The sequence below is a fragment of the Anaerobacillus alkalidiazotrophicus genome (genome assembly GCF_001866055.1).
Map to the genome: position 1 here is coordinate 178,592 of NZ_MLQS01000001.1, position 21,646 is coordinate 200,237.

24 protein-coding genes and 1 riboswitch are annotated in these 21,646 nt (G+C 34.2%); of the genes, 11 read left to right on the forward strand and 13 right to left on the reverse strand.

Features of this window, described 5'->3' with window-relative positions; genetic code table 11:
* Positions 1-7: 7 nt before the first annotated feature.
* The 5 genes from cbiB to BKP45_RS00830 all read right to left on the reverse strand — a co-directional run bounded on the left by cbiB (position 8) and on the right by BKP45_RS00830 (position 6,028).
* A complete protein-coding gene (gene cbiB / locus BKP45_RS00810; protein ID WP_245747354.1) occupies positions 8-1,006 on the reverse strand; it encodes an adenosylcobinamide-phosphate synthase CbiB in 999 nt (332 codons plus the stop codon).
* Positions 996-2,474, reverse strand: a complete 1,479-nt coding sequence (locus BKP45_RS00815; RefSeq protein WP_071387974.1) for an adenosylcobinamide amidohydrolase — start codon at positions 2,472-2,474, stop codon at positions 996-998. Before BKP45_RS00815 ends, cbiB begins: the two co-directional genes overlap by 11 nt.
* A gap of 6 nt (positions 2,475-2,480) precedes the next feature.
* Positions 2,481-3,545 carry a FecCD family ABC transporter permease gene (locus tag BKP45_RS00820; protein ID WP_071387975.1) on the reverse strand — a complete coding sequence of 355 codons (1,065 nt, stop codon included), beginning with the start codon at positions 3,543-3,545 and terminating at the stop codon, positions 2,481-2,483.
* A complete protein-coding gene (locus BKP45_RS00825) occupies positions 3,511-4,488 on the reverse strand; it encodes an ABC transporter substrate-binding protein (RefSeq protein WP_245747355.1) in 978 nt (325 codons plus the stop codon). Before BKP45_RS00825 ends, BKP45_RS00820 begins: the two co-directional genes overlap by 35 nt.
* 217 nt (positions 4,489-4,705) lie before the next feature.
* Positions 4,706-4,899, reverse strand: a riboswitch (cobalamin riboswitch).
* 226 nt (positions 4,900-5,125) lie between these two features.
* Positions 5,126-6,028, reverse strand: a complete 903-nt coding sequence (locus tag BKP45_RS00830) for an AraC family transcriptional regulator (protein WP_245747356.1) — start codon at positions 6,026-6,028, stop codon at positions 5,126-5,128.
* Between the two features lie 161 nt (positions 6,029-6,189).
* Here BKP45_RS00830 and melA point away from each other — a divergent pair, with 161 nt between their 5' ends.
* From melA to BKP45_RS00845, 3 genes are all read left to right on the forward strand, one after another.
* Positions 6,190-7,548 (forward strand): alpha-glucosidase/alpha-galactosidase, encoded by a 1,359-nt coding sequence (gene melA, locus BKP45_RS00835; RefSeq protein WP_071387976.1) that lies wholly within the window; start codon positions 6,190-6,192, stop codon positions 7,546-7,548.
* Between the two features lie 542 nt (positions 7,549-8,090).
* Entirely contained in the window at positions 8,091-8,651 is a 561-nt protein-coding gene (locus BKP45_RS23445; RefSeq protein WP_139193710.1) for an HTH domain-containing protein, read from the forward strand.
* Positions 8,594-9,532: an IS3 family transposase gene (locus BKP45_RS00845; protein WP_139193711.1), complete on the forward strand. Its 939-nt coding sequence runs from the start codon at positions 8,594-8,596 to the stop codon at positions 9,530-9,532. Before BKP45_RS23445 ends, BKP45_RS00845 begins: the two co-directional genes overlap by 58 nt.
* On the opposite strand, the gene BKP45_RS00850 is transcribed toward BKP45_RS00845, so the two are convergent.
* The 4 genes from BKP45_RS00850 to BKP45_RS00865 all read right to left on the reverse strand — a co-directional run bounded on the left by BKP45_RS00850 (position 9,522) and on the right by BKP45_RS00865 (position 13,091).
* The gene (locus BKP45_RS00850) at positions 9,522-9,836 is read right to left on the reverse strand and encodes a hypothetical protein (RefSeq protein WP_139193712.1); all 315 of its coding nucleotides are present in this window, start codon (positions 9,834-9,836) and stop codon (positions 9,522-9,524) included. The two genes, BKP45_RS00845 and BKP45_RS00850, sit on opposite strands and share 11 nt — an antisense overlap.
* A 534-nt stretch (positions 9,837-10,370) precedes the next feature.
* Positions 10,371-11,105 (reverse strand): EcsC family protein, encoded by a 735-nt coding sequence (locus BKP45_RS00855; protein ID WP_071387979.1) that lies wholly within the window; start codon positions 11,103-11,105, stop codon positions 10,371-10,373.
* Positions 11,106-11,137: 32 nt separating this feature from the next.
* Positions 11,138-12,352, reverse strand: a complete 1,215-nt coding sequence (locus BKP45_RS00860; RefSeq protein ID WP_071387980.1) for an ABC transporter permease — start codon at positions 12,350-12,352, stop codon at positions 11,138-11,140.
* 1 nt (position 12,353) lies between these two features.
* The gene (locus BKP45_RS00865; protein ID WP_071387981.1) at positions 12,354-13,091 is read right to left on the reverse strand and encodes an ABC transporter ATP-binding protein; all 738 of its coding nucleotides are present in this window, start codon (positions 13,089-13,091) and stop codon (positions 12,354-12,356) included.
* A gap of 154 nt (positions 13,092-13,245) precedes the next feature.
* On the opposite strand from BKP45_RS00865, the gene BKP45_RS00870 reads away from it, so the two are divergent.
* Both BKP45_RS00870 and serC read left to right on the forward strand, forming a co-directional pair.
* Positions 13,246-13,677 carry an HIT family protein gene (locus BKP45_RS00870; protein WP_071387982.1) on the forward strand — a complete coding sequence of 144 codons (432 nt, stop codon included), beginning with the start codon at positions 13,246-13,248 and terminating at the stop codon, positions 13,675-13,677.
* Between the two features lie 297 nt (positions 13,678-13,974).
* Positions 13,975-15,063, forward strand: coding sequence for a 3-phosphoserine/phosphohydroxythreonine transaminase (gene serC / locus BKP45_RS00875; protein ID WP_071387983.1), 1,089 nt, complete (start codon positions 13,975-13,977; stop codon positions 15,061-15,063).
* 21 nt (positions 15,064-15,084) lie between these two features.
* Here serC and BKP45_RS00880 read toward each other — a convergent pair whose 3' ends face one another.
* Positions 15,085-15,285, reverse strand: coding sequence for a hypothetical protein (locus tag BKP45_RS00880; RefSeq protein WP_071387984.1), 201 nt, complete (start codon positions 15,283-15,285; stop codon positions 15,085-15,087).
* 185 nt (positions 15,286-15,470) lie between these two features.
* On the opposite strand from BKP45_RS00880, the gene BKP45_RS00885 reads away from it, so the two are divergent.
* Positions 15,471-15,833, forward strand: a complete 363-nt coding sequence (locus tag BKP45_RS00885; RefSeq protein ID WP_071387985.1) for a YtxH domain-containing protein — start codon at positions 15,471-15,473, stop codon at positions 15,831-15,833.
* Positions 15,834-16,152: 319 nt separating this feature from the next.
* Positions 16,153-16,731, forward strand: a complete 579-nt coding sequence (locus BKP45_RS00890) for an HTH-type transcriptional regulator Hpr (RefSeq protein WP_071387986.1) — start codon at positions 16,153-16,155, stop codon at positions 16,729-16,731.
* On the opposite strand, the gene BKP45_RS00895 is transcribed toward BKP45_RS00890, so the two are convergent.
* Both BKP45_RS00895 and BKP45_RS00900 read right to left on the reverse strand, forming a co-directional pair.
* The gene (locus BKP45_RS00895; RefSeq protein WP_071387987.1) at positions 16,728-17,063 is read right to left on the reverse strand and encodes a DUF1878 family protein; all 336 of its coding nucleotides are present in this window, start codon (positions 17,061-17,063) and stop codon (positions 16,728-16,730) included. The two genes, BKP45_RS00890 and BKP45_RS00895, sit on opposite strands and share 4 nt — an antisense overlap.
* Positions 17,064-17,111: 48 nt before the next feature.
* Positions 17,112-18,749 carry a diguanylate cyclase gene (locus BKP45_RS00900; RefSeq protein ID WP_071387988.1) on the reverse strand — a complete coding sequence of 546 codons (1,638 nt, stop codon included), beginning with the start codon at positions 18,747-18,749 and terminating at the stop codon, positions 17,112-17,114.
* Between the two features lie 317 nt (positions 18,750-19,066).
* Here BKP45_RS00900 and BKP45_RS00905 point away from each other — a divergent pair, with 317 nt between their 5' ends.
* The 4 genes from BKP45_RS00905 to BKP45_RS21340 all read left to right on the forward strand — a co-directional run bounded on the left by BKP45_RS00905 (position 19,067) and on the right by BKP45_RS21340 (position 21,269).
* Positions 19,067-19,609: a DUF3267 domain-containing protein gene (locus tag BKP45_RS00905; protein ID WP_071387989.1), complete on the forward strand. Its 543-nt coding sequence runs from the start codon at positions 19,067-19,069 to the stop codon at positions 19,607-19,609.
* A gap of 131 nt (positions 19,610-19,740) precedes the next feature.
* Positions 19,741-19,920 (forward strand): hypothetical protein, encoded by a 180-nt coding sequence (locus BKP45_RS22835; RefSeq protein ID WP_071308756.1) that lies wholly within the window; start codon positions 19,741-19,743, stop codon positions 19,918-19,920.
* A 141-nt stretch (positions 19,921-20,061) separates the two neighbouring features.
* Positions 20,062-20,928: a peptidylprolyl isomerase gene (locus BKP45_RS00915; RefSeq protein ID WP_071387990.1), complete on the forward strand. Its 867-nt coding sequence runs from the start codon at positions 20,062-20,064 to the stop codon at positions 20,926-20,928.
* A 224-nt stretch (positions 20,929-21,152) separates the two neighbouring features.
* Positions 21,153-21,269, forward strand: coding sequence for a YjcZ family sporulation protein (locus BKP45_RS21340; RefSeq protein ID WP_084787498.1), 117 nt, complete (start codon positions 21,153-21,155; stop codon positions 21,267-21,269).
* 47 nt (positions 21,270-21,316) lie between these two features.
* On the opposite strand, the gene BKP45_RS00920 is transcribed toward BKP45_RS21340, so the two are convergent.
* Complete coding sequence (locus tag BKP45_RS00920) at positions 21,317-21,595, reverse strand: sporulation YhaL family protein (protein ID WP_084787500.1); 279 nt, start codon at positions 21,593-21,595, stop codon at positions 21,317-21,319.
* Positions 21,596-21,646 lie beyond the last annotated feature (51 nt).

Here is a 21,646-nt window from a genome sequence, read left to right on the forward strand (position 1 = left end):
TTTCACCTCAACTCATTTTTTCAATTACAAGAACGATCATTATTAACATGACGATAAAACCGAACCATCCTGCGTGCATGTAAAGAATTGCATCCTTAATATGGTTACTCCTCAACCTCATTAAAGGATCTCCCATTGTTGCACGTACAGACTTTTGACCATGATAGTAATTTACTCCACCTAGTTGAACACCAATTAAACCCGCAACCATTGCTTCTGGCCAACCGCTATTTGGACTTGGATGCTTTCTTGCGTCTCTTAAGGTAATCTTTAACGCATGCTTTATTTTTGAACCTTTAATAAAAAAAGAAGCGGTGATCATCGAGAAAGCAGTAAGACGTGCTGGTAACCAATTTGCAATATCATCTGTCTTTGCTGATGCCCATCCAAATTCTTTATAACGTTCATTTTTATATCCCACCATTGAATCCAATGTGTTAATCGCTCGGTAAACCATTGCTAACGGGGCGCCGCCAATCATTGCCCAAAAAAGCGGAGCCGTAATTCCATCTACTGTATTTTCAGCAATAGTTTCTACCGTCCCTCTTACGACTTCACTTTCCGATAAGTCTTTCGTGTCTCGCCCTACAATCATACTCAATTTCGTTCTCGCCTCTTTCAAGTTTCCTTGACTTAACGGTATATAAACTTCCAAACCAGCTGTACGAAGCCCCTTAATAGCAATAGTAGTTGAAATGAAATAGACTTCTACCAGTACCCCTACAAAAAAATGAAGTTGGTAGGCGAAACGAACAACCAAAAACGTAACGACAAAAACAATTGTAATTACTACCGCTGTAAGCATTACACCCTTTAATCTACGTTTTCCCCCTTGATTACATCTCTTTTCTAGAGCTGAAATAAGTTTTCCGATCTGAATAACAGGATGCGGTAGCCATCTCGGGTCACCTATTACTAAATCTACGATAACTCCAGCAACAACAATTAATAGTACGAAACCTAGAAGACTAGTTTCTTGAAACATGGATAGAGCATTAATCATCATTCTTTTTTACCCTTTCAAGATAGTTACATGTTGCTTCCTTCGTAGCTTGATAAACAACTTCTCCAATCGCCTTGCCCACTACTGTCCCTGAACCAGCATACGGTGTTCTTTCTCCATTTTGCGTAACAGCAATAAGCAAACTGTCAGTGGAAGTACCTGTAGCAAGTGTATTTGTATAGGGATCTTTGATTTGAAGGTCCAAAAGAGCTCTCACTTTCGCTTCCGTTGCCGACATACACGCATTCACGAGAGCACCATCAGTAAAATGATCATCAATAAAAACCATTATATTTATCGTTCCTATACTACTAGTGATTTTCTTTTCTTGTTTTGCAGTAATATCGATAGCATTTCCGACACCAGATGTTACGGCCGCCATGATGTGAATATCACCTAATTGTTTCGTAGTTATAACCATATCCTCTAAGGTTACCGCCGTCATCATTCCAACCGTTTGCTCGTAAGGAATATGATAGTCTGCTAGCCACATCTGAATATCTTTTTTCGGATCAGGGGAATCATAATTTTTTTCAACATGGAAATTACAAAAATGTGTTTTCCACTGAATCCCATCCCCGATCACTCCATTGGAAATGGTTCGTAGTGGTTGATTAAATTCAATATGGATCAATGTTTCGGTTTGTTTGATCATAAACGATTGACTAAAGTCACTTAACTCATGTGTTGCTACATAAGTCGGGGTCATCAGAAGCTGAGGTTTGGGAACCGTTGGATGCGACTGTGTTTTTACTTGGACATCATAAACCTTTTGCAGCTGCTCTTCTTTTCGTAACGTATTAATATCACCAACTTCAAGTAATTGTCCATGATGAAGTAAACCAATTCGATCTGAATAAAGTGAAGCTACATTTAAATCATGCAAAATAGCAAAAACCGTTAGTTGCTTTTTTTTCTGCCACTTTTTTAATAGATCTAGCATTTCAAATGTATGTTTTATATCCAAATGGTTTGTAGGTTCGTCTAAAAGTAAAATTTCAGGCTCTTGAGCGAGTGCCTTCGCTAATAAAACTCGTTGCTTTTCCCCGCCACTAATCAGTCGAAATTGAGACTTTTGAAGTTGCTTCGTTTTTGTTATCTCCATGACATCTTCAATAACTTGCCAATCTAGAGGTGAAAGTTTTTTTAAGAAGCCTTTTTGATGAGGATAACGACCAAGGCTAATGATTTCTTCAACTGTATAATCAAAAGATACTTGCGCTTCTTGAGAAAGAACAGCCATATGCTTAGCTTTATCAATGGATGAAAGGGAAGAGAGCTCTTTTCCTGCAATTAAGATATCTCCTTTTTGTAGAGGAAGCTGGCCAGTGACCAACTTAAAAAGAGTCGTTTTCCCACTCCCATTTGGACCGAGTAACGTGAAGAATTCTCCTTTTTCGATACAAAGATTAATTTCTCTAATAATAGGCGTATTAGAATATCCACCTGCAATATTTTTTATCGAAATCATGATAACCTACCTACCTTTTCCGATTCGTTCTCTTATTAACAGAAAAGCAAAAACTGGTGCGCCTATTAACGCGGTAATGACACCAATTGGTAATTCCTTCGGTGCAATGATGGTTCTAGCAACCAAATCAGCGAGAATAAGGAATGCCCCTCCGGTAAATAGGGATAAGGGGAGTACGTGTCGGTGATTAGGACCAGTTACAAGTCTAACAAGGTGCGGAATAACGAGACCAACAAAGCCAATCGATCCCGAAACTGCAACCGCTGATCCAGTTAATAAGGATGCACCTATCAGTATCATTGTTTTACCTCTATTTACATTCACACCTATATGCTCTGCAGCTGCCTCACCTAAAGCCAGGGCATTTAATTCACGGTAATGCATAAGTAAAATAAGTGTTCCAAAAATGAGAAAGGGTATAATTAATTGAACATGACTCCAGCCCCTCATACTCACGCTACCATATAACCAATAAATAATTTGTGTCATAGAATCCCGATCACCTAGTGAAATAATTAAGGAAATAACAGAACCAATAAATGCACTGACAATAATCCCAGCTAAAATAATTGTCTCAATTGCAAGACTTCTACTACTTAATCTAACTAAACCAAATACAATAAATAAAGCAATAAACCCGCCAAAAATTGCAACTACCGGAAGTGTAAAGGTTCCCAATCCAACAATCGTCACTTGAAAAAACAATACAAGTACAGCCCCTAAAGCAGCTCCAGATGAAACCCCAATCGTATAAGGGTCTGCCAACGGATTACGTAACAACCCTTGAAAAGCTGCCCCTGCTAGCGATAAGGAAGCTCCCACCAAAAAAGCTAGTAGCACTCTTGGTAAACGAATATTCCAAATGATCATCTCTACATTCGTTGGAAGCTCCTCACCAAAGTTTAGGTTAAATACATTTTTTGTAATAATCGTTAAAATGGTAGAAGGAGAAATACTAACACTACTTACTAATAAACCAAGGAGGGCTGTACAAAGTACAAACCCTCCGGTTACTATATAAAGCCAAATAACGTTACTACTCAAAAATTTCTGGATAAATTTGCTTCGCAAGTGTTTCCACTCCTTCAATTAAACGAGGACCTGGTCTGATGACCGTATCACTTTCGACATCAAAGATTTGTCCATTTTTCACAGCAGATACGTCTGCCCACCCTTGACGCGATGTAATTTCTCCTTGAAGATTTTCAAGATGATAAGTTGTAATAATCACGTCTGGATTTAATTGAACAATCTCTTCTTCGGTTAGCATAACCCAGCCTTCTTGATCACCCGCAGCATTAATCGCTTCAATAGATTCAAGCATCTCATGCATAAATGTTCCTTTTCCAGTCGTAAAAATATCTGGAGCAGGAGAAACTTCTACCCATACTTTCTTTTGATCTGTAACAGCTTTTGCTTTCTCTTTCAGTTCTTTATGACGTTGTTTCATATCAGTAATAATTTCTTCTGCGTTTTTTGATGTACCAGTAGATTTACCGATTAATTCAATTGAATCATAAACTTCATCAAAGTTTGACTTACTACCAATGACAATCACGTTCATCCCAACTTCTTCAAATTGGTTTAAGATTCCCTCATGATTTCGATGATGATAATCGGTTACTAGAACGATATCTGGTAATAATGTTAAGATCAATTCAGCATTCATATCTTGTCCACCAACTTTGTCAACAGACAGTGCTTCTTCAGGATAATTACACCAATCAGATACACCGACCATTTTATCGCCCAAGCCAAGGGCATAAGAAATTTCTGTTATACTTGCTTGTATAGAAACAATCGACTTTGGTTCTTCCTCGATCGTTACTTCTCTTCCTGCATCATCAATGATCGTCACAGGAAATTCAGCTACACTATCATTTTGAGTTTCAGTAGTAGCTGCATTATCTTGTTGATTACCGCTATCTGTTGTACCACACCCTACTAAGATTGCAGCCATTAAAAATAATATAAAACATAGAAATCCAAAGCTTTTTAACATTTGTTTCGTCATTTTATCAATCGCCTCCTGCTTTTTCTTATACTTATTAACCCTTTTAAAAATTAAACTTTCTTAAAGTACAACAAAAAAACGCATTCCCAAAAAAGAAAAGCGTTCGTGTAAAAGCACAATATGTAGGCTATATCTAAATTAAAGATAGCACGACAGAGTAGTAATCTAGATTTATAGATTACTATTATGTACTTTAAACATCCTTTTCCTCGAAGGAGCTTAAAAAACAGACTAGGCAGGTCTCCTGACTTACGCTTCAACAGTTAGCTACTCCTTCCCATGAATAAACACAGTGGAGATATGTTAGCTTCCCTCAACGATTACAGTGGCGGGACCGTGTTGGACTTTCACCAACTTCCCTTTTCATCTTACATTTTAAAAATGTAAGAAACCTAATTGTTTCATATTCGTTTTTTTGTTCTGAGAGTTATTATAAAGTAGTTATTAGTAGTTGTAAAGAATGCAGCTTCAATCTTTGCTAGATATTACCCGAACTACCTTAACAACCTTTTCTGGAAGGCCAATCCAAAAACAACATATCATTTAATGAATATGTCAATAAAGCTGAACTTCAATCCGTGGAGGTCTTATTGCCCCTTAAGAGTGGGATTTTCTTTGATCAAACCTTCTAAAGACACTATTCTATAATTAAATGATCAATTTCAACAACACCCTTACTATCACGAAACGTCCCAGCTGACACTCCAACTGCTTTCCGAAAAACTTTATTAAAATAATTAGCATTTGCAAAACCTACTTGAGTAGCAACCTCTGTAACAGGTGAATTTGTTACACGAAGTAATTCTGCTGCTTTTTGAATACGAATTTTTGTAAGATATTGCATTGGCGTTAAATTAAGTTGATGTTGAAATTGTTTAATAAAATAATACCTTGAGAAACCTGATACAGTTGCTATGTCATCTAGCGCAATTGGTTCGTGATAATGCGTTTGAATAAAGGATATAGCTTTTGTAATCTCCTGTGAGAAACCTTTCGTTACTTTTTCTATATTTTTTATAAAGCGATAACACTCCATAATAAACTCATAGGCTTTTGAAGATGCGCAATATGCGTCTGTAATCTTCTGGTCCATCGTATCTTGATAAATTTTCAATAAAAGTTGAATTAACTTAGAATCCGGTGGTACTTTCAGTATAGGTCCACTCTGTTCCATCATATACCGCCAGCAAGCGGCTACTTCTTTTCCCACTAACGTAATAAATATAAATTCCCAACCTTTACTATCACTAGGAAAGTAATAACGGTGGTCACTCGGAATTTCAACAATAAACGCTTCCCCTGCCTCTAATGAATAGCTTTCCCCATTAATGTCTAGTCTCCCTGATCCTGCCAAAGTATATTGAAAAACATATGTACCAACATCTTTCCGCTGTAAACCATGCCAATCATAACATTCATCTGGCTTTTTCACATCTCTACCAATCACCCATATATTCGCCACACTGTTTAGAAGTACGTCCTGAAATCGAAAACCATATGTTCCGTAATGCCCATCTTCCCACTCACAAATAAAAGACAATATTTTACCCTCCAATCACACTAACTTACCGTTGAAGTAAAATTATATGCGTTTTATGATTATTATAACAACAAGTAACAAGAAATTAAACTTGAGAGAACCAACCGCATATTAAAGCAATTTTTTAACTTGTTTACTATTTATAATTCAGGAGGTACACTATGTCAAAAATTACGTTTATCGGAGCAGGAAGTACAGTTTTCGCAAAAAATGTTCTTGGTGATTGCATGTTTGTTCCAGCTTTAGCTGGATTTGAGTTCGCACTTTTCGATATTGATGAGCAACGACTAAAAGAGTCTGAAAGTATGTTAAAAAATTTAAAAGAAAGTTTAAAAGCAAATGTAGTAGTGAAAGCCTATACTGATCGAAAAGAAGCTTTAAGAGGAGCAAAATACATTATTAACGCTATTCAAGTTGGCGGCTATGAACCGAGTACAGTCATAGATTTTGACATCCCTAAAAAATACGGTCTTCGCCAAACCATTGCCGATACAATCGGGATTGGTGGCATTTTCCGATCACTTCGCACAATTCCAGTTATGTGGGATTTCGCGAAAGATATCGAAGAAGTTTGTCCAGATGCTCTGTTTTTAAACTATACAAATCCAATGGCCACATTAACAGGAGCAATGTTACGTTACACAAATGTTAATACAGTCGGATTATGTCACAGCGTGCAAGTTTGTACGGAGCACTTATTCGAATCTTTAGGTATGGATCATGACGGAATTGAAGAAAAAATTGCTGGTATTAACCATATGGCTTGGCTTCTTGAAGTCAAACGTAACGGTAAAGATTTATATCCAGAAATTAAACGCCGTGCAAGAGAAAAACAACAAACAAAACACGATGACATGGTTCGCTTCGAGTTAATGGATAAATTCGACTATTATGTAACAGAGTCCTCTGAGCATAATGCTGAGTATCATCCATATTTCATTAAGAAAAATTATCCAGAACTAATCGGAAAATTTAATATCCCTCTTGATGAATACCCACGTCGTTGTGTAGAACAAATTGAACATTGGGAAAAAATGCGCGATGATATCGTCAACAATTCACAACTCACGCATACTCGTTCTCATGAATATGGTTCTCGTATTATTGAAGCAATCGAGACAAATGTTCCATTTAAATTTGGAGGGAATGTTTTAAATACAGGACGATTAATTAGTAATCTTCCACAAAAAGCAGTTGTTGAAGTACCATGCGTGGCTGATCGAAGCGGCATTACCCCATGTTACGTGGGAGATCTTCCAGAGCAGTTAGCAGCACTAAATCGAACAAATATTAATACACAACTATTAACGATCGAAGCAGCCGTTACGAAAAATAGAGAGCATCTCTACCAAGCAGCAATGCTAGATCCTCACACTGCAGCTGAATTATCGATGGACGACATCATCGCGATGTGTGATGACTTAATTGAAGCTCACGGTGACTGGATCCCTAAATTCGAGTCTAGCAAAATAGTTTCTCTAACAAAAGAAAAGCGCAAGCGCCTTGGTCACGAGCGATAGGCACTGGAAGGCCTTTGACAGAAGCCGCTCTTTGGCTTCCGAAAAGGACTGAAGTGACCGAGCTCGTAGGCGCTGAAGCTAGACAGTTTCTAAGTTAGAAATTTTATACTTTCTTACCTTGTAAGAAAAACGCAAGGCGCCCGCCTATCGGCGACAAACACTGGAAGGTCGGTAAGTAGCGGTCTGCTCTTTGACCGCAATCTATGTGCTTCTGCGTCTGACAGCTTTGCTTCGAAGTAGGCTTCCTCGAAGCAAAGCTGCATGAAGCTATTCAGAGACGTTATTCAAGTAGTTATTGAAGTCCGTTGCTTGACTGAAGTGATCGAGCCGATGGCGCCTGGAGCTAGACAGTTTTCAAGTTAGAAATTTATAAATTCTGATTATAAAATAAAAATACAAAGAGCTAAAACACATTTTAAAATGGACCCTGTAAAATAGACAGTTTAAAAAAAGAGGCTTGTCCTTGAATTTTTTTACTGACTCTGTTTTGCAGGGTCTTTTTTTTGTTATAGTTTAATTATTCAAACAGGTGAGGTTGTAAAATGGGGAAAAACAAATTTTCAGAAGAACAACAAAATCAACTACGGTCCAATCCTTTGATCGAGAAAGTAAGTGAAACAAATATTTCTTACACAAAAGAATTTAAAGAACGTTTTTATCAGGAGNAAGAACAACAAAATCAACTACGGTCCAATCCTTTGATCGAGAAAGTAAGTGAAACAAATATTTCTTACACAAAAGAATTTAAAGAACGTTTTTATCAGGAGTACCAATCTGGAAAAGGACCATCTGCTATTCTGCGTGATATGGGAATTGATCCGACTCTTTTAGGTAAAAGGAGAAAGGACAGTCTGGTTCAAAGAGTTAAGGATTATGCAGCACGAATAGATGGCTATCAAGACCTGAGAGGTAAAAATTCTGGTCGTCCTTCCACTAAGGAATTATCAGATGCCGACCAAATAAAACGGTTGGAGCATCAAATAAGGTATCTAAAACAAGAGAATGAATTTCTAAAAAAAACAGAGTTTCTAGACAGACAGGCAGAGTGGAAGGAAAACCAGAAGCAACGCCAGAAGAAAAATTCAGACACATCGAAGAAATGACATTGCGAGATAACAATGAGCTTAATATCAATTGGCTTTGTGAAACGGCAGGTGTTTCTAGAAGTGGCTATTACAACTGGCTGAACTCAGCAGAGAAACGCAGAAATAAAGATGAGCAGGATAAAAAGAATTTTGAATTGATATTGGAAGCATATCGTTTTCGAGGATATGACAAAGGCAGACGCGGCATATATATGCGCCTTCTGCATATGGGTATAAGGATGAACCAAAAGAAAATCAGTCGCCTAATGAAAAAGTTCAATTTGTTTTGTCCAATCAGAAAGGCAAACCCATACAGAAGAATGGCTAAAGCATTGAAGACAGATGCCGTATCAGAAAATATAGTAAATCGTGAATTTGATAAACATGGTGCCGGGAAAATACTCCTTACAGATATAACATATCTTTATTACAATAATGGCTGTAAGGCTTATCTCTCTGTCATAAAGGATGGCTACACGAAACAGGTGCTGGCATACGTTCCAAGTGAATCACTTGAAGTCGATTTTGTATTAGAAACAATCAAAATCCTACTAGAAACGCATGGTAATAGCTTAGAGACTGATGCCATCATCCATTCTGATCAAGGATGTCACTATACAAGCATCTCTTTCCGGCAACTGTTAAAAGATAAGGAACTTAGGCAATCCATGTCCCGACGTGGTAACTGCTGGGACAACGCACCGCAGGAATCATTTTTCGGGCATATGAAGGATGAAATCAATTTGAAAAACTGCCGTTGTTTTGCGGAGCTTTGCCAGGTAGTTGATAACTACATGGATTATTATAATAATGACCGGTATCAATGGAAACTAGCAAAGCTCTCTCCTAATCAATATGCAGAGTTTTTGAAAACAGGCGAATACCCACTTAAAATATAGCAGCGTCATCACCAATGACGTCAGTGACCGATTCATCATTCAAGCTACAACGGATTCCGAATAATTCTTTCTTCAAACGCTGCCCGTAGCGATTCCACAGTACCGGCAACCACTCATCTTTGATTAGTGACTGCGGATTACATTCGGGATCCATAATATCTTGAAAATACACAGCATAGGATAAATCGTCAAAATCATACTTTAAAATCCATTTTAGTACATAGAAAAGGTAAGCGGTGTCCGTGACAAAGGTAACAGGTTCCAACATCTGTTCATAAAACCACTGCCATTGTGAAGCATCCAATTGTTTACAATACCTCTGAACGTAACACGGAACACCTTCCCCCAACATAAATACTTGAAAGCTATCAATAGACTTTATAAAACTTCTATTCATAAATACATCTAAGACACGGATAAAATTTAAGAACCAGTAACTTTCTGAGGCAGAAGAGTTACTGGTTCTTTTGTCGTATCTCCTCCTTAACGGAAGAATACGATATTAATTATCAAAATTTAAGGCCTTTTTTTCAAAGTGTCCTTGACATAGNTACCTCTGAACGTAACACGGAACACCTTCCCCCAACATAAATACTTGAAAGCTATCAATAGACTTTATAAAACTTCTATTCATAAATACATCTAAGACACGGATAAAATTTAAGAACCAGTAACTTTCTGAGGCAGAAGAGTTACTGGTTCTTTTGTCGTATCTCCTCCTTAACGGAAGAATACGATATTAATTATCAAAATTTAAGGCCTTTTTTTCAAAGTGTCCTTGACATAGGGACCACTTTAAGGAACGTTACCTTAGCTAGCTCTTTTTTAGTTACTTTGTTTATGACTTTAATAATCTCATCCGATAACTATTCTTAGCTGTTTCCCCTAAGACTTCGAGAAAATGATAGTTTGCAATAGCACCTACAATCGCACCAAATCCTGGTATTAGTTGTAATAGCTTTATCAAGTCGATATGATCTCGATATTCAAGCTGGAAAGATTTCCAGTTTATCTCCTCTAAGTATATTTCTTTATCGGGTAAATCATCTTTTATTTGTTCCCATCTCTTAATTTTTTCAAAGACATCTCTTTTTTTATTGTCACTTGAATATGCAAGCTGGAAAAGATAAAGAATAAATAATCTTTCTCGATAATCTTTTACATCAAAACCATAAATACTTGCAGCTTCAAATAAAAATCTCATTTTTATCGATAAAAGTAAAGGAAAATCGACCATTCCTAGAATTATGCCGCCCGCACCTGTTCCAGCACCTTCGAATGCCGCTGTCTTCTTATATACTTTCACTTTCTCTTCTAACTTCAACTCTCGTTCTTGTAAAGGAACACCTTCTAATGGAATAGTTGTCGTAGTGTACTCAGAACCTACTAAAGTCGCTTGCACCATATTTTTTACACTTATTGTAAAGATCGAATGAATCTTTTCAGGTATTTTGTTATTTATTTTTGTTTGTAACTTTCTAGTATAAATGCTAGCTAGGGAGCTTTTTTTCTCCATTTTCCTTTTCCAACGCTTCAGCTCTATTCGTGCTCTTTCCTCATATAACTCTTCCAACTCCCCACTCACCTCCAACAATAAAGCTTATACTAACTTTGACTTGTCTTACTCATGTAAAAGTACGAATATAGATAACTAAATACAAACCCTAATACCAAAACAAAAAGGGCCTCTGTTAAATTCGTTGCTAAAAATGTAAACAAAGTAAAAATACTAACTTTAATTAAAAGCAAAGAAAAGACGACTGAAGAAAAAGCTTTCTTCCTTACTTCTACATCTATCGGATATAAATCAATCCACAAAGTAAGATTATGATGTTTCATAAGTGTTGATAACTGTAATGCTGACATATAAAGAAAAAGCAGAGCTACAAATATTCGTCCGTAATCAAACTGAACATAAAATATAAAAACGATTGCAACGATAGTTAGTCGAATATAAATACCAAAATAATCATTAGCCCTAATAAAAGATTTTAAAAATAAATATGGAAAGGTTGATGTTTGATTAAACGTTAAAAAATTTGGAATAGAGCTCCAAAATTTCCTTTGCTTTACTTTTGTACTCAACTTAGGTACATCGGTAAACATATTGGCGATACGATAAAAAAACATAACCATTCTCTCTTCTACTTCTATTAAAAACTCCCATTTCAAACTATGCCGCTGCTTTATATGTTGATAATAAAGTAATAGTAATAATCCTTTCATAATAACTAAAGCAACGATAAAATATATTGATGCTCCTGAAAAAAGAAAATATGTTAATGTTAAATTAACAATAAAACGCATAAGTGTATGCGCCTGCCGTATACCTAAAAATAATAATCTAGCTTCCTCCCATTGAACAATAAGATTCCACCCTTTGCTAATAAGCAATACTACAATGATAAATATCAGTGAGCTTGCATCATCTACAATAAAATGACGGTACATCGGCGTTAATAACACTATTACGAAAATAATAACAAAGCTTTGTACAATAAATGAATAAAATAAAGAAAAACGAAAATATGCTTGTAATTTGCCTTCTATTGGTGATAGAAAAACAACATCAGCTGATTTTAGAAATGTTCGTAGCGGACTTTTGGTTACAAATACCGCAGTTAAAGTAGCTAAAAATAGAGCAGCGGGAAACCACTCAGGAAGCCACTTTAACAATTCACTATAATAATAACTCCCAACGATGATTGATAAATATATTGTAAACAAAAATCCACTGTTACCAATTAAGCGTAAATATCTTATTGCCCTACTCCAATAATCTTTTGCACGCTGACTCCATAATTCTTCAGTAGTATTCATATTAGCCTTCCTTTGTTATTTCAATGTAAATATCGTCTAACGCTGCACCTGGCATACTTGTTTTCTCCCTTAATTGCTCTAATGTTCCCTCAACTATAATTTTCCCGTGATGTAACATAATAAAGCGATCACAATACCTTTCAGCAGTTGAAAGAATATGAGTAGACATTAAAATTCCAGCACCTTGCTCCTTCATTAGAACAAGATGATTTAATAAAGATTTTATAGCAATAGGATCTAAGCCTATAAAAGGTTCATCTATAATATAAAGTGGTGGGTATAATAAAAAAGCGCACATAATCATTACTTTTTGACGCATTCCTTTTGAAAAGTGGCCCGGAAACCAATTTAACATTTTTTCCATACGGAACTCTTTTAAAAGATGACTACTTCTTTCTTTTAACTCTTCCTGTGATAATCCATAAGCCATAGCTGTAACATGTAAATGCTCTTGTAATGTTAAATCGTCATATAAAATAGGTGTTTCAGGTATATAAGAATAAGAAAGACGATACTCATTTGGAGAATTTAGAAAGCTTCTTCCATTTATTTTTATTTCACCACTGTGAAGTTCCATTAATCCTAAGACATGCTTTATCGTTGTACTTTTACCTGCACCATTCAACCCAATTAATCCTACTATTTCACCTTTATTAACAGAAAAAGAGAGGTCGTGCAAAACTGATTTGCCCTTATGATAGCCACCACATACATGATTTAGTTCCAACAATGTACTCATCTCATTCTCCTTATATTAGAAAAATTCACTATAAATATAGTAACAAATTATCTTATAAAAGGAAACTTTTCACAGTGGTCGCATTTCATTCATTTTTATGATAAAATTTGTTAAAATTTTCATCAAAATAAAAAGATTTGAAAGGATGGACCAAATGTCTATGCATGAGAATTGTATTTTTTGCAAAATTGTAAATGGAGACATTCCAGCAGCAAAAGTGTTTGAAAATGAGCACGTTCTGGCATTTTTAGATATTAGTCAAGTATCAAAAGGACATACACTCGTAATTCCAAAGCTACATCAGGAAAATATTTTTGAATTAAAGCCAGAAACAGCTAAGGAATTATTCAGTGTTGTACCTAAGATCTCAAATGCTATTAAAGAAGCTTATCAACCACTTGGTTTGAACATATTAAATAATAATGGTGAAATTGCTGGTCAAACAGTATTTCATTATCACTTACATTTAATACCTAGATATGGAAAAGGTGATGGTTTTGGTGCTGTATGGCATGATCATAGCTCCCAATATAAAAAAGAAGACTTACAAGAAATTGCTTCTGAAATTTCCTCTTCAATTAAATGACTGTCATAATTACCATAACCGAGCACATAAATCTATAATCTAGTTACCACTAGATATAGATTTATGTGCTGATGAAATACATTAAATTAAATAATTAATCTTTATAAAAACGCAGAGAATCAAAAGTTTTTTACTACCCATTAACATGTGGTAAAAATTCCCTCTATTGTCCCTTGAAAATATTTTGTGAATTTTTAAAAAAATAATAGCAAATTCTACAGTTAACATGGTAGGATAAAAATATTATTTTAATCATTTAACGTATAAATGTATGAAAGAAGTTAGGAGTGGAAAACAGTGAAAAGAGCATACAATTTTAATGCTGGACCATCTGCATTACCATTAGAGGTTTTATTAAAAGCCCAAGAAGAATTAGTAAACTTCCAAGATACAGGAATGTCTGTAATGGAACTAAGTCATCGAAGTAAAGATTATGAGGCTGTTCATAATGAAGCTCAATCTTTATTGAAACAGCTTTTACAAATACCTGATAACTACGAAGTCCTTTTTATACAAGGCGGTGCTAGTTTACAATTTTCGATGATCCCAATGAACTTTTTAGCTGAGGGGCAAATTGGAAACTATGTCTTAACTGGGGCGTGGTCAGAAAAAGCAATCAAGGAAGCAAAAATACTTGGACGAGCTACTTCTATTGCAGCTAGTGCTAAAGAAACCAATTATGACCGTATCCCTAAATTATCTGAACTTAACGTTGCACCAGAGGATGGATACTTACACATCACTTCAAATAATACGATCTTTGGAACGCAATGGAAGGAATTCCCAACCGTTAAAGACAATATGTTAATTGCCGATATGTCAAGTGATATTTTAAGTAAACCATTACCTATTAATAATTTTGCTATGATTTATGCTGGTGCTCAAAAAAATCTAGGTCCATCTGGTATAACTGTTGTTATTATCCGTAAAGACTTACTTGAAAGAAGTCATGATCAAGTTCCATCAGTATTACGATATGATACGTTTTCTAAAAATAACTCTTTATATAACACACCACCAACTTTCGCAATTTATATGTTAAGAAATGTTCTACAATGGGTTACTGATCAAGGTGGGGTAGAAGCCATTGCAAAATTAAACGAAGATAAAGCAGCTCTTATTTATAATGCCATCGATGAAAGTAATGGATTTTATAAAGGGCATGCCCAAAATGACAGTCGTTCACTAATGAACATTACATTTAATTTATCTTCTGATGAATTAAGCAAGAAATTTTTACAAGAGGCTAAAGATGCTGGATTTGTCGGATTAAATGGGCATCGTTCAGTAGGCGGTTGCAGAGCATCTACTTATAATGCCGTTCCATTTGAGGCATGTGAAGCATTACGTAACTTTATGATTAAATTTCAAAAAGCAAACGCATAACAAAGATAAAGCGGAGTTGGATTATCCAACTCCGTAAAAGTATAGAATAATGCCTAAACATAAGCTTACACATCCGAAAATACCAAGAATACTTCCATATCGCAAATATTTTCTTTTATCTTCCAACTCTTGTCTCATCTTATTGACGAATAAGAACGTGTGAAGCATTCCGTATAATAAAACCATAGCTAAAGAGATTAAGGCAAACACAAAACTATACATGTAACCCCCTCCTCTTTTTTGTGGAATTTGTTTATTTATAGATAATATTACAAATTTTAAAGGAATATTATTGGAATATTATAGAAATATTATAGAAATATCATTATTTTATTCAAACATTTTCTAAAATGTGGTAATCTATAAAAAAACGGACACCTCTAATTATGGTGAAAGGAATGGTGCTAATGAGTGGAAAATCACTTTTTTATGGTTTCGTAACTGGAAGTATTATTGCTGGTGCAGTTACATTATTGGCTACACCAAAATCAGGTACAGAAGTACAAAAATTAGTTGTTACTAATGCAAATGAGCTTATTAACTCACTCTCTTGTGTCAAAGAAAAAACGTTAAAACTTAAATCTCAAGTTGAAACAGTTGCAAAGGAAGGCTCAACAACAATAAAAAGTGTTTCAAATGAAGTCCAAAACTCAATTAAAGAATGGAAAAAAGATGTTGAGCCAACTATGACAGATATCCAAAAAAGTATTCAGGAACTTCACGAGACTATAGATCAACTTGAAAGAGAGATTAAAAAACCTCTTATATGAATTGAATAACTTATCTACATTAAACTATCTGGTATATTACAGAGTAACTAATAAACCAGAGGTAGTCCTAAGTGGAGTTTAAGGTGGGTTTTTATAACGATAATGGCTTCCTGTCATAAAGTAAACTACATGACGGAAGCCTTAGTTCTATTTTGAAATTGTTACACTTTAAAGTCTTAATGCGCTAAATATTATCAGAAAATAAAATAAATTTAAATTTTTTGTTGTTTTCAAATTCTACTATGTGATATTATGTATATATCATTTTACTAAAAAAGTAATGAATATTCTAAATCCTATAATACAACGGAGGTTTTATATGGATAAGAATTCGCCATACTCCATCAAACAATCAATTATATTTACCCATAAGGTCGCTCAATTAAGTAAAGCATTGTGGAAATCTATAGAGAAGGATTGGCAAAATTGGATCAAACCATTTGATTTGAATATTAATGAACATCATATCCTATTAATTGCCTATCACCTTGAAGGAGCTTCTATTTCTGATGTCGCTAAATTTGGGGTCATGCACGTCTCAACTGCATTTAATTTCTCAAAAAAACTTGAGGAAAGAGGACTTTTAACTTTTTCGAAGAAACAAAATGATAAGCGTAATACTTATATATGCTTAACTGACGAAGGTGAAAAGTTATTACTAGATACTTTAGAAGTATTCGATCCTAGAGAATATGGGATTTATGAAGGTGCCTTACCAATTAAAGAACTTTACGGAAAATTCCCTGAGTTCTCTGAGGTCATGACAATAGTAAGACATATTTACGGCCCCGACTTTATGGTTATATTTGAAAAAACATTAGAGAAAATGGAGCAAGACTTTAGTGAAGAAAACGGATGTTTAATTAGCACATCTAACGTGAAAGCTGAAACAAGTTAAGTTTGTTTACTAGCCTTTATTAATTCATTTGTTAAATCACGATAAATACCTTGATCATGTAAAGCCCCTAACGTCTGAAAGGGGTCTAGTTTATAATTAAGCATACCAACAAAATGTGTAAGAAGAGGGAAGAACGTAACAAACCCCTCTTCTTTTTGTTTTTCATACTCATTATTCAAATGTTTACAAAGATAGAATATTTCTTCTACTTCTTTTTTTGATAACTTATTATTTATTATCAAAGAATAAAAAGGGTAAGCAGTATTTGTTACGGAAAGAAGTAGCTCTTGATAGAATTCCAATTTTAGAATTTTTTCTTCATTCGTTTCCATTAACTGACTTCCCCCTTTTCTTCAGTTTATTTATCGAGTTGTCCAAATTTATCTTACTAAGAAACGGTTAATTCTTGCTTTTAGCTCTATTAAGGAAAATGGCTTTGTAATATAATCATCTGCCCCTGCATCTAACGCTTTAGCAATATTTTCCTCAGATTGGTTTGCTGTTAACATGATAATAGCTGTTTGTTTAAACCTAATATTCTGCCTAATTTCAACCAAAACATCGTAACCATTCATTTCGGGCATCAAGCCATCAAGTAATATTAATTTTGGATGCTCACGCTTAGCAATTTCAAGCGCTTCCCTACCGTTTGTGGCTTCTAATAAGGACCACTCTTCCTCATTTAGCCCGTCCAACAATATTTGCCGTGTAAACCTATCGTCATCAACAATTAAAATTTTCGATTGTTGTTTCTTCAGCTTCATTTTTGGCTCATATATGAACACTCGATTACGCCCATTATTCTTAGCAACGTATAGTGCTATATCAGCTAAATTTAATATTTCAACAGGATTATTTATATTAGCCTGGGCGGATGCAATTCCACCACTAAATGTCTGTTGAATAACTTTATCACCGACTTTAATATGCAAATTTGAAAACTCTTTTCGTAATGAATTCAGTTTTTTCCAAGCGTTTTTCTCCTCAGTTCTTGGCATTAATAAAATAAATTCTTCACCGCCATAACGAGCAAAGATATCGGTATTCCTTATTTTCCCTCTAATAAACTTTGTAAATTCTACTAATACTTTATCGCCAACCGAATGCCCATACTTGTCATTCACATGTTTAAAGTAATCTAAGTCAAATATAGCTACAGAATGAACAAATTGCTTTTCATTATGATTGCTTAAGTAATATTCGAGTCGCTCCATCATAAATTTTCTTGAATAAATTCCTGTCAACTCATCTATGTTCACTTGATTTTTCATACGTAAAGCTTTATCAGTTAATCTCATTACTTTTAAGAATAAATCATCCATGATAAAAGGTTTTAAGAGTGAGTCGTCGGTCTCAAATTTAATTTTTTCGATCAATTTAGTTTGATTTTTATCACCAATCGCAATGATCGGCACAAAGAAATCACTGACTTTTCGCTTTAATTTTTCAATTAACTCTTCTATTGTAATATCGACTAAATCTACTCCAAAGAGAATGCAATCTGGTAATGTTTCATCAATAATTTGAAGTCCTAGATTACCTCTATGTGATTTTAAAACATTAAATCCAGCTTCTGATAATAGGCGAGCAATTTTGTTTAAAAAAAGCAAATCATCTTCAATAATTAATAAAGTTTTTGGATGGTCTTTATGATTATACTCTTTTACTAATTGTAAGACTTGTTCATCTTTTATTTTAGGCAAACGATATTGAATTTGCGTAGGAGTTTGTAAAATAAGTAATATTTCATCTAATAAATGCAAAAATGCACGTTCCATATAAAGTGGCAAGTATCCACTTTTAACCATAGTTAATAACGTCTGAGCAATGTGGGTGACATCGTTCATATTGAATTTTTTTGATGAAGCTTCTAAATCTTGAAGTTGTTCCAACATCTCACAGGAAAGTTCTCTATCAGCATTTCTTCTGTTAATAACCTCATTCATTAATACTTCTATTTTTTTCGGGGTTTGTATCAAGTATAATTCTTTACTACCGTTTGGCTTATTCGGATCCATCTAATCCCCCTTTCTTATACAATGAAAAACTGTAATTGAGTGAATTTTATAATCCCATTTATTGAGCCGCATCAATCTATACTTAAATGGGACCTACAATATAGTATCTTAAGTTGCATGAAATTCAATAAATTCCAAATGAATACAACATTCTCATAATAAAAAGATCCATCCTTATTATACATTGAATATAATAAGGATTGGAAAGAAATAATCCTAAAAAATTACTTGTATTTTTTTCAATAAAGTATTGAAATCCTAATAAAAAAAGCGTAAATTAATCAAGTATGTCTAAAATGTTAGGAGTTTTTTTTACTATGTTTTGTTATAAATCCGTGAACGTTATTGAACAATATGGCAAAAGTAAAATTGTTTTCTTTTCTTCAAGTGCATTTCTTTCATTTTTTATTTTGTACTACTTAATTTTTAGAACCTTTGTTTCTAATACAGCTTTACATGATCTTGGTTTTATATTTTTTATTGTATCGATATATATTATTATTCCAATTCATTCCTTATTTCATTATATACCATTATTTATAGCAAATAAAAAAATAAAATTAATATTAAAAGTTATAAAAGGTGTACCAATAGTTACTGGAAAAGTTCCTAATCCTGTACCAAAGTACCTAGCTATAATTGTTCTACTATTTCCTACTATAATGATTACTACTTTGGCAATAACCAGCTCTTTACTAGCACCACAATTATTGCATTATATCTCCTTAATTGCAGCTGTAAATATAGGGCTATGTATTTATGACATCATTCCATTAATTCAAATTGTCAAAGCCCCTAAAGATTCATATATTCAAATCTATAAAAATGGATACCGTATATTAAGAACTAGCAGAACTTAAAGAGAAATTCTAACATATCACTCGGATATATTGATTATTTAGTATTAGTATTATTTCCAACTAAAAAACTATCTTTTTTTCTAATTAAATGATAAAGTAATAGTTGGAATCCTACGGACATGGAGGTAACTATGCTAATATTTTATTTTCCCTTTGCTTTATTTATCTTATTCATGATTAATTCTATGACAAATTCATTATGCCTTCAGAAGGAAATCCCTGAAGAAAAGCAACCTAAAGTTTTCCGTACTATAAATGTTCTAATTACTATACTATTAACTTCATCTTATATTAAAATCCTCTTCACTTAAATTGAAGAGGATTTTTTATTACAATGTTTTGTCAAACTCATATTAAATAAAATTTTTTAGTTACTTTTTTCTTTTATTGTTTTTTTATGCTATAGTAATCATTGTGTAAACTAGAAGAATATGATAGAGGAGTTGTAGAACGTGAAAAAGTTAATAACAGCATTCGCTTTAACTGGATTACTCGCACTTTCTGCTTGTAACGGCGCTAATACTACTGAAGATCGTGTTATTGCAGAAGTTGAAGGTATTACGATTACAGAGGCTGAATTTATTACCCAATTAAAAGAGGCTAATGGTGATCAGGTTCTTACCATGTTAGTACAAGAGAAGGTATTTGAAGCTGAAGCAGAAAAATTAAACATTACTGAAGAAGATGTTAACAATGAACTTGATAAGGTTAGAGAAACATATGACCTTACTGACGATGATGATTTCACTAATTTTCTGCTAGTTCAAGGCTTCAATGATGAAAGCGAGTTCATTACTTTAGTTAAACAACATTTAGTGATTCAAAAAATTGCAGGTCAAAATGTAGAAATCACAGAAGAAGAAGTTCTTAAAGAGTATGAGGCAGGGAAAGAAGTAGAAGCTAGTCACATCTTAGTTTCTGACCTGGAGACTGCTGAAGAAATTCTAGACAAGCTTAACGATGGTGAAGACTTTAGCGAACTTGCCCAAGAACACTCCATTGATCCAGGAAGTGGAGCTGAAGGAGGTCAATTAGGCTCATTTGAACGTGGTAGAATGGTTCCGGAATTTGAAGAAGCTGCATTCTCACTTGAAGTTGGTGAAATTAGCGATCCTATTCAATCCGACTTTGGCTATCACATTATTAAAGTAACTGACCGTACACCATTTGAAGAAAGCTTTGAGGATGTAAAAGAAGAATTAGAAGAACTTTTATCACGAAGACAAGCTAGACCAATTGATGAAGTTCAAAGAGAATTAATGGAAAATGCAAGAATTAATATTAAGGATAAGCAATTTAAGCATCTCTTTACCAACTAAAACTTTTGAAAAACACAAAGGATTACCGTTCTTTGTGTTTTTTATGTTTTCTGCTACAGTAGAACAACCTTACAATTTATCCATTAATAAAGTTGTTTATATCGTCGGACCTACAACTTAATAAAAAATTTCCATAATAGCCCAGTACGAAAATTATATCTCCTACATAGAGTGATTAAGAGAGGAATTTCCTCATCAAAAAAAAGCTGAAGGGATGATTTAACATGACAGGATGTTTACCTCCAACACCACCAGCACCAGGTCCAGGGGTAGGTTTTGCGTTAATCTTAGTATTATTTATTCTATTAGTAATTATTGGTGCAGTTTATGTAGCTTACTAATACGATCACGAAAAAAGAGCTGACGATAATGTCAACTCTTTTTTTCGTTAATCATTAATAATTTGTTTGTTTTTTCGCCTCTCACGAATAGGTTCCATAAAGATTTCACCTTCTTGTTCAATCCAGAGCTGCTCCATTTCTTTATCTTCCTTGGAGTATTTATACGATAAATAACCACTTACGATAATACCAGCCAACAATAGATAAACCCACCACGGACTCGTTTCGACTAAGACTGCTATAGGAGTTACTAAAAATAAAGTTTTTACTAAAAATAAAAGTATCAATACACCTATAATAACTCGAATAAATTTTACCGGGGTCATATCTTCACCTCTATTAATAGTTTTGTAATAGTAATAGTCTATTCTAGTCTA